We start from the raw sequence: 7054 nt of genomic DNA on the forward strand, positions 1-7054 counted from the left end.
GTGCTCCCTCCTTTCTAAATCAAAGCGTGACTTGACTTGACTTTACTTTTGAACCGACCGCAGCGAGAGTTTGACGACGGCCTCGCACCGGGCGGTCTGCGGCATCATGTCGATCGGTTGGATATAGTCCACGTGGTAGACGCTGGTCAGCCGGCGCAGGTTGCGCGCTAGGGAAGCCATCCCGCAGGAAACGTAGACGAACTTCTTCGGTTTGGCGGCGAGGATGGCCTTGATTAATCCCTCGTCGAGCCCGGCCCGCGGCGGATCGACGACCAACGCGTCAAAGTGCAGGCCATCGTGTTCCCATTGTGGCATCAAATCCTCTGCCTTGCCGACCTCATAGCGGGCGTTGGTAATTCCGTTGCGTTCGGCATTGGCGTTGGCGTCGGTAACCGCCTCGGGGATAACTTCCATCCCTCGCACCATCTTGACCCGCGAAGCCAGAGAAAGCCCAATCGTCCCGATTCCGGCGTAGGCGTCGATCAAAGTGTCAGCGGGCGACAGTTCCAGGGCCGTGGCCGCCTCTTCGTAGAGGGTTTCGGTCTGTTCCGGGTTGAGTTGCAAAAAGGAGCGGGCGGACAGGTTGAAGTCCAGTCCCATCAGGCTTTCGGTGATCGTTTCCTTACCGGCCAGGTGAATCATCTGCTCGCCCCAGATCAGCGGAGTGTCGCCGGGGTTGACGTTTTGCATGATCGAAACCACCTCGGGTAGCTGGTCATGGATGGCCTCCAGGAGCTGGCGCTTGTGGATCAGCTTCGGGGTATTGGTAATGAAAGTCAGTTGGAGTTCCCCAGTCGCCCTGGATTCGCGCACGACTAGGGTCTTGATGATCCCACTGTTGGCCTTTTCGTCGTAAACAGGGATCTGGAGCTGTTCAATCAGCTGCGCGACGGTCCGGATGACCTTCATGGTGTGGGGCATCTGGACGGCACACTCTTCCATGTCGACTAGGTCGTGACTGTCGGGCTTGTATAACCCGGCGGCAACGTGGCCGGCAATCATTCGTACCTGGAACTGGGCCTTATTGCGGTAGCCATATTCAGCCGGAGCCGGAATTGTCGGCCGAACCTCGTAATTACGGTAGCCATAAGGCTGAAACTTGGCTAGACTATCGAGTACCACCTGGCGCTTAAACTTTAATTGTTCCGAATAGGCCAGGTTTTCGAGCTCAAACCCACCGGCCACGTCGGCATAAGCGTCCCGGGGCTGGACCCGGTGGCGACTAGCCTTGCGCAGGCGGTGAATCTTGGCTTCCAGGTAGCGAGGCATGACCTTCGTGACCTCGGCGACGATGACTTCACCGGGGAGGGCGCCGGGGACGAAACAGACCTTATGCTTAAAGTAGCCGATGCCGTGACCGTTGACGCCGAGCCGCTTGATGCTCAGTGGGAAACGGTCGCCAACACTGACAGCAACGGAAGTGATTGTTTGACTGTGTTTGTTCATGGTATTTCTCCGTTCTCTTGATGATGTGCCCCTATTTTAGCACAGACCACTTCTGAGCCCCATTCCCATTGCTGTCTTTATAACTAAACGTTTGCAAAACACTTAATAAACCAAATATTTACTAATGATCTGTGTTGCTTCCCGGTAAAATATAGTAGAATGGATCTGTGAAATGCTGCATAAATATTTAAAGGAAGTGACAGATCTTGAAGATTGCTGCAATTGCCGGTTCCAATGCCAACCATTCCTACAACCGGATGTTGCTGGAATTTATTGCCGACCAGTACCAGGACACTGATGAGGTCGACGTCATTGACATTCGCAAGGTACCGATGTTTAACGAAAACTATAAAGGTAAGGCCCCAGAGATTATCGCTGACTTGGACCAACGGGTAAACGCCGCGGACGCGGTCATTATTGCCAGCCCCGAATACAACCACTCGATCACCTCAGCCTTAAAGAGTGTGGTGGAATGGATGTCATATGAGGTGCATCCGCTGGAAAATAAGCCCGTGATGATCGTGGGTGCATCCACCCATGAGCAGGGTTCGTCCCGTTCTCAAGTTCAGCTTCGGGATATCCTGATTTCACCAGGGGTGAACGCCCAGGTTTATCAGGGAAACGAGTTTTTCATGAGTGACGCGGCCAATGTTATCGATGAGGATGGCAAGATCAACGATGAAATGACGGTCAAGTTCCTCGATAAGTGTATTGATGACTTTAAGGTTTATGCCCGGGCGATCAACAAGATGGTCGCGGACCAGGCAGCCGCAGAGGACCAGAAGGAGGCGGCAAAGGACTAATGATGAAGATCTTAGCGTTAGTTGGGACGAATGCCAACTTTTCTTATAACCGTTTACTGTTGAAGTTCATGAAGAAGCACTTTAAACAGATGGCGGAGATTGAACTCTATGAGATCAGCAAGTTGCCACCGTTTGGGGTCGACGTGCCGCTGGAAGAGCAGACCGAGGTTTGGAAGCTCAAGCAGAAGGTCAAGGCAGCCGATGGGGTGATCTTCTCCACGCCGGAATACGACCACGGAATTCCGGCTGCCCTGAAGAGTGCCGTTGAATGGCTGTCCTACCACACCAAGGTGCTCGACCGCAAGCCAGTCATGGTCGTGGGGGTTTCCTATGGCCGGCAGGCTTCGGCACGCTCGCAGGTGCAGATGCGCCAGATCCTGATTTCTCCGGATTGCAATACCAACTTGCTCCCCGGCAATGAGGTGCTGATCGGCGGTGCTACCCATGTCTTTTCCGAAGACGGTCGGCTGATCGATCCAGCAATGCGGGATAATCTGGAAAAATGTTTTACTAACTTTATTGAATACATTCAAGTCTTTCAACACGTGGACGAGGAGGAAGTAACGATGCCGATCAAGCAACCAAGTATTAGCGATGCCTATATCAAGTTTCCAACCGGACGGCTGTCCTTAAAGGAGGTTCAACAGATCTTCAGTACGATCCCGTTCGAGATTGACCTCATCGACAGCTCCGACAACTTCAGCTGGTTCTCGGACAAGCCAAACCGTGAACATGTTCGGGACGTGGCTTCGCTGAACGAACCAGTAACGGAATGCCACCCACCGAAGGCCGTTCCAGGAGTTATGAGCATCATCAACAGCTTCCGGGATGGTAAGCGCGACGTTGTGACTCGGCCACTGTGGATGCACGGTCACCGTTCTCTGATTCAATACTACGCCCTGCGTGATGTTGATGGTCACTACCTTGGCACGATCGAGTTCACTGGAAACGTGGAATACATCCTTAACCTCTTTGAAAACGGGGCTTGGGATAAGGGGGCCGATGCCTCAACCGGTGCTTCTAAGCACGAAGATTCTGCAGACACTACCGCCACTCCAGTCGCAGAAACCGCGGATGCTTCGACCGGCGCTTCCGAATCTAATAATGAGGGTGCCGACGAAATGACAACTGACCCGGATGTGGCTACGGATGATGGTGCCGATGCCTCCACTGGTGCTTCCGAATCCGGCAGCGTGGACGCCGACGATGAAGCCGCGGACGCCACGACCGGTGCTTCTGAAAACTAAGTGCCATGGCCATGAATGAGCAATTGGTCAGCCAGGTCCATTCACTGACCCACCATGCCCTGGGGACGCGGATTGTGCTGACGGTCTTTGGTGATCAGTTTCGCGACTTGCTCCAGCCGTCGATGGATCTGATCGACGGCTTCGAGGACCGGCTGACCGTCAACCGGGACCAGTCGGAGGTAATGGATGTCAACCACGCCGCCGGACAGGGAGCCCGGGTAGTGTCGCCTTCGACCTATGAACTGATTAAAATGGCGGTGCACTACAGCCGGGAGAATTTCGGTTTTAACGCTCTGATCGGCCCCCTGGTGAAGCTTTGGAAGATCGGTTTTCAAGGTGCCAATGTGCCGGCGGACCGGGACATTCAGGACCGTCTGCAGCTGATTGACCCCTTCCAAGTCGAGCTCGACGACACCCGCCGTGCCGCTTATCTCAAGCAGACGGGGATGGAATTAGATCTCGGTGGAATTGCTAAGGGCTACATTGCCGATCAAGTCCGCGCCTTTTGGGAAGCTCACGGGGTGTCGGCGGGGATTATTAATCTCGGCGGTAATCTGGTCATGGTTGGTTCCTCTCCCCGGCGTGCGGACGGTCAATGGAACATTGGCGTCCAGGACCCGCAGCTGCATCGCGGGGAGAACATGGAGATTGTCCGTCAACCGGCCTGCTCAGCGGTGACGTCGGGCATTTACGAGCGATTTCTGGTCAAAAACGGCCACCGCTATCACCACCTGATCGATCCACGGACGGGCTACCCGCTGAAGACTGATCTCAGTAGCGTGACCGTCTTTACCGACCGATCGGTACTGGGGGAGATCGAGGCCAAGCGGCTCTTCTTTAACGGCCGGCCAATTCCCGGTTGGCTGGATCGTCCCGGTAACCGGGCGGCAGTCTTTATCCAGAATAACGAACACGTAGAAAACGTGGGAATCTAACAAAAAGCGGAGCGCTGAATCCATCTGACTGGTTCAGTGCTCCGTTTTTTGTGGCTAAATTATTTTTCTCCGTTCCAATCTAAGGCGAGTCCTTGTTGGTGAAGGGCAATCGGCAGCTTGTCCCGGCTGCTTTCTTGGCGGTCGAGCTTCGGTCCACAAATCTGATGAGTGAAGGAGTCGATCCGCCGGTTAGCGTCGCGCAGGTCATAGTACTGGGTCACCTCAGCATCATAGTCCTTGAGATCGCTGGCGTGAAAGTCGCGGTTGTAGTCATTTTCAAAGACCAGCTTGTCGAGTGGCAGGCGGGGCTTTAACTGCGGCTCCTGATCCGGAATACCAACCTGGAGGCCCAGCAGTGGAAAGACCATCTTCGGCAGTTCGAGGATCTTAATCAGTTCGACCGGGTCGTTCTTAATCGATCCGAGGATTACTCCGCCCAGGCCCATGCTCTCGGCAGCTACCAGGGTGTTTTGGACGGCCAGCACAGTGTCCTCAACAGCCTGCTGAAAGACGTCGGCGGTGTGCAAGCGGCCGTCGTCTTTCCCGTTATCCTGGCGAATTCGTTGGTTGCGGAACAGGTCAACCATGAAGATCAAAAGGTCGCCGTTCTTACCAATATAGGGTTGGTTGCCGAGTTGCCGAATTGCGGCCCGTTTCTTTTCGTCGGTCACGTGAAGAATACTGAACGCCTGCCAGAAGTTACTGGTCGAGGTGTGCCGGGCTGCCTCATATAAGGTGGTCAGCTGCTCTTGGCTGAGTGCTTGTGGCTTGAACGCCCGGATGGAACGGTGGTTGAGTTGGTGGTCAATGGTGAAATTGTGAATCATAAAAAAGGCCTCCTTGCTAGATTTAATTTCATTATGGGCAGTATTTCCCGGGAAATGCAAATTTGATTTCCTTTGTTGCTAAAATGAACAGGATGTAATATGATAATGGCAATAAGAAACACGAATGCATTTCAAGTAGATCATCCAGAGAGACCGCGGCTGGTGTGAGCGGTTGATCGAAACTCCGGTGCAGGTAAATGTGGGCGGGTAATGCCGCACGGTTGGTAGCCGTTATCTACCACGAGGGTGACAATTTTGTCAAACTTGGGTGGTACCGCGGAACTAAGAGCCATTTCGTCCCAAAATATTGGAGACGAAATGGCTCTTTTTATTGGAGGTTTTTTACAATGTTAGATATTAAGAAGATTCGCAAAGACCCCGACTTTTTCAAGCAAAAATTAGCAACCCGGGGTGTTAAGGCCGAAGAAATTGATGAGGTTCTGGAATTGGACCAAAAGCGGCGTGACCTGCTGCAAGAAGTTGAAACAATGAAGGCCCAGCGCAACGCCGCTTCTAAGAAGATCGGTGAAGCCAAGCGCAACGGCGAGTCCGCCGACGAAGCCATCAAGGAAACCCGGGAACTCGGGGACAAGATCAAGGGCTTGGACGACCAGGTCGAGGCTAACGATACTGAGTTGCACGACAAGATGGCCCACCTGCCAAACGTGCCGCACGACGGCGTTCCGGTCAGCCTGACCGAGGAAGGCTCCGTAGAACTGCGCAAGGTCGGCACGATTCGGGACTTTGACTTCGAACCAAAGCACCACTGGGACGTTGGTGGGAACCTGGGAATCCTCGACTTCGACCGGGCACGGAAGGTTTCTGGCGCCCGTTTTGTCTACTACCTTGGCCTGGGTGCTCAGCTGGAGCGGGCCGTCTACAACTTCATGCTCGATGAACACATGAAGGACGGCTATACTGAAGTTCTGCCGCCATACATTGTTAATGCCCAGTCAATGTACGGGACTGGCCAGTTCCCGAAGTTCAAGGAAGGGGTCTACCAGGTTAATGGCGAGGACATGACCCTGATCCCAACCGCTGAAGTACCGTTGACCAACTACTACCGCGGTGATGTTATTCCGGAAGCCGAACTGCCAGTCTACGTAACCGCGCTGACGCCGTGCTTCCGGTCCGAAGCTGGGGCCGCTGGTCGGGACACCCGGGGCCTGATCCGGATGCATCAGTTTAACAAGGTTGAAATGGTGAAGTACACCAAACCTGAGGACTCATGGGACGAACTTGAGAAGATGACTGCCAACGCCGAGAACATCTTGAAGAAGCTGGGCCTGCCGTACCACGTCATCACGCTGACCACCAGTGACATGAGTTTTACGGCTTCGATGACTCACGATCTCGAACTCTGGATGCCTGCCCAGAACAAGTACCGGGAAGTTTCTTCCTGCTCCAACTGTCTGGACTTCCAGGCGCGGCGGATGCACACCCAGTACCGAGATGCGGACGGTAAGCTTCACTACGTCCACACCCTGAACGGCTCTGGTCTGGCTGTCGGCCGGACCGTGGCTGCCATCCTGGAAAACTACCAGAATGAAGACGGCTCCGTCACGATTCCAGAGGTTTTGGTACCGTACATGCACGGCGTTACCAAGATTACGAAGGAAAATGCGGTTCCGTTCCGGAATAAGTAAAGAAATTTAAGTACCGGCCACACGTTGCAATGTCATTAAGTTAAGCTATTGACATTTGGGATACCAAAAGAGTGAGCCTTTATTTACACAATTTGTGTGAATGAAGGCTCACTCTTTGCTTTAAACAGCGTTGCTTTTTAAAATTAAATA

6 protein-coding genes are annotated in these 7054 nt (G+C 53.6%); 4 read left to right on the forward strand and 2 right to left on the reverse strand.

What is annotated here, in order from left to right:
• Positions 1–42 precede the first annotated feature (42 nt).
• A complete protein-coding gene (rlmD, locus tag OCT58_RS02185) occupies positions 43–1446 on the reverse strand; it encodes a 23S rRNA (uracil(1939)-C(5))-methyltransferase RlmD (protein WP_267201200.1) in 1404 nt (467 codons plus the stop codon).
• Positions 1447–1652: 206 nt separating this feature from the next.
• On the opposite strand from rlmD, the gene OCT58_RS02190 reads away from it, so the two are divergent.
• From OCT58_RS02190 to OCT58_RS02200, 3 genes are read left to right on the forward strand one after another with little or no spacing between them, the layout of a single operon-like run.
• Complete coding sequence (locus OCT58_RS02190; RefSeq protein WP_267201201.1) at positions 1653–2249, forward strand: NADPH-dependent FMN reductase; 597 nt, start codon at positions 1653–1655, stop codon at positions 2247–2249.
• A 2-nt stretch (positions 2250–2251) separates the two neighbouring features.
• Positions 2252–3496: an NAD(P)H-dependent oxidoreductase gene (locus OCT58_RS02195; protein WP_306309857.1), complete on the forward strand. Its 1245-nt coding sequence runs from the start codon at positions 2252–2254 to the stop codon at positions 3494–3496.
• 11 nt (positions 3497–3507) lie between these two features.
• Positions 3508–4431 (forward strand): FAD:protein FMN transferase, encoded by a 924-nt coding sequence (locus OCT58_RS02200; RefSeq protein ID WP_267201203.1) that lies wholly within the window; start codon positions 3508–3510, stop codon positions 4429–4431.
• A gap of 59 nt (positions 4432–4490) precedes the next feature.
• Here the strand turns inward: OCT58_RS02200 and OCT58_RS02205 are convergent, their stop codons facing one another.
• The gene (locus OCT58_RS02205; protein ID WP_267201204.1) at positions 4491–5258 is read right to left on the reverse strand and encodes an NADPH-dependent oxidoreductase; all 768 of its coding nucleotides are present in this window, start codon (positions 5256–5258) and stop codon (positions 4491–4493) included.
• 347 nt (positions 5259–5605) lie between these two features.
• On the opposite strand from OCT58_RS02205, the gene serS reads away from it, so the two are divergent.
• Positions 5606–6904 (forward strand): serine--tRNA ligase, encoded by a 1299-nt coding sequence (serS, locus tag OCT58_RS02210; RefSeq protein WP_267201205.1) that lies wholly within the window; start codon positions 5606–5608, stop codon positions 6902–6904.
• Positions 6905–7054: the final 150 nt, after the last annotated feature.

Source organism: Limosilactobacillus kribbianus, from assembly GCF_026413145.1.
Classification (GTDB): Bacteria; Bacillota; Bacilli; order Lactobacillales; family Lactobacillaceae; genus Limosilactobacillus; species Limosilactobacillus kribbianus.

Bases quoted from the DNA above. Each gene is read 5' to 3' on its own strand.
- OCT58_RS02195 (WP_306309857.1), top strand. From the start codon at position 2,252: ATGAAGATCTTAGCGTTAGTTGGGACGAATGCCAACTTTTCTTATAAC.
- serS (WP_267201205.1), top strand. From the start codon at position 5,606: ATGTTAGATATTAAGAAGATTCGCAAAGACCCCGACTTTTTCAAGCAA.
- OCT58_RS02200 (WP_267201203.1), top strand. From the start codon at position 3,508: ATGAATGAGCAATTGGTCAGCCAGGTCCATTCACTGACCCACCATGCC.
- OCT58_RS02205 (WP_267201204.1), bottom strand. From the start codon at position 5,258: ATGATTCACAATTTCACCATTGACCACCAACTCAACCACCGTTCCATC.
- rlmD (WP_267201200.1), bottom strand. From the start codon at position 1,446: ATGAACAAACACAGTCAAACAATCACTTCCGTTGCTGTCAGTGTTGGC.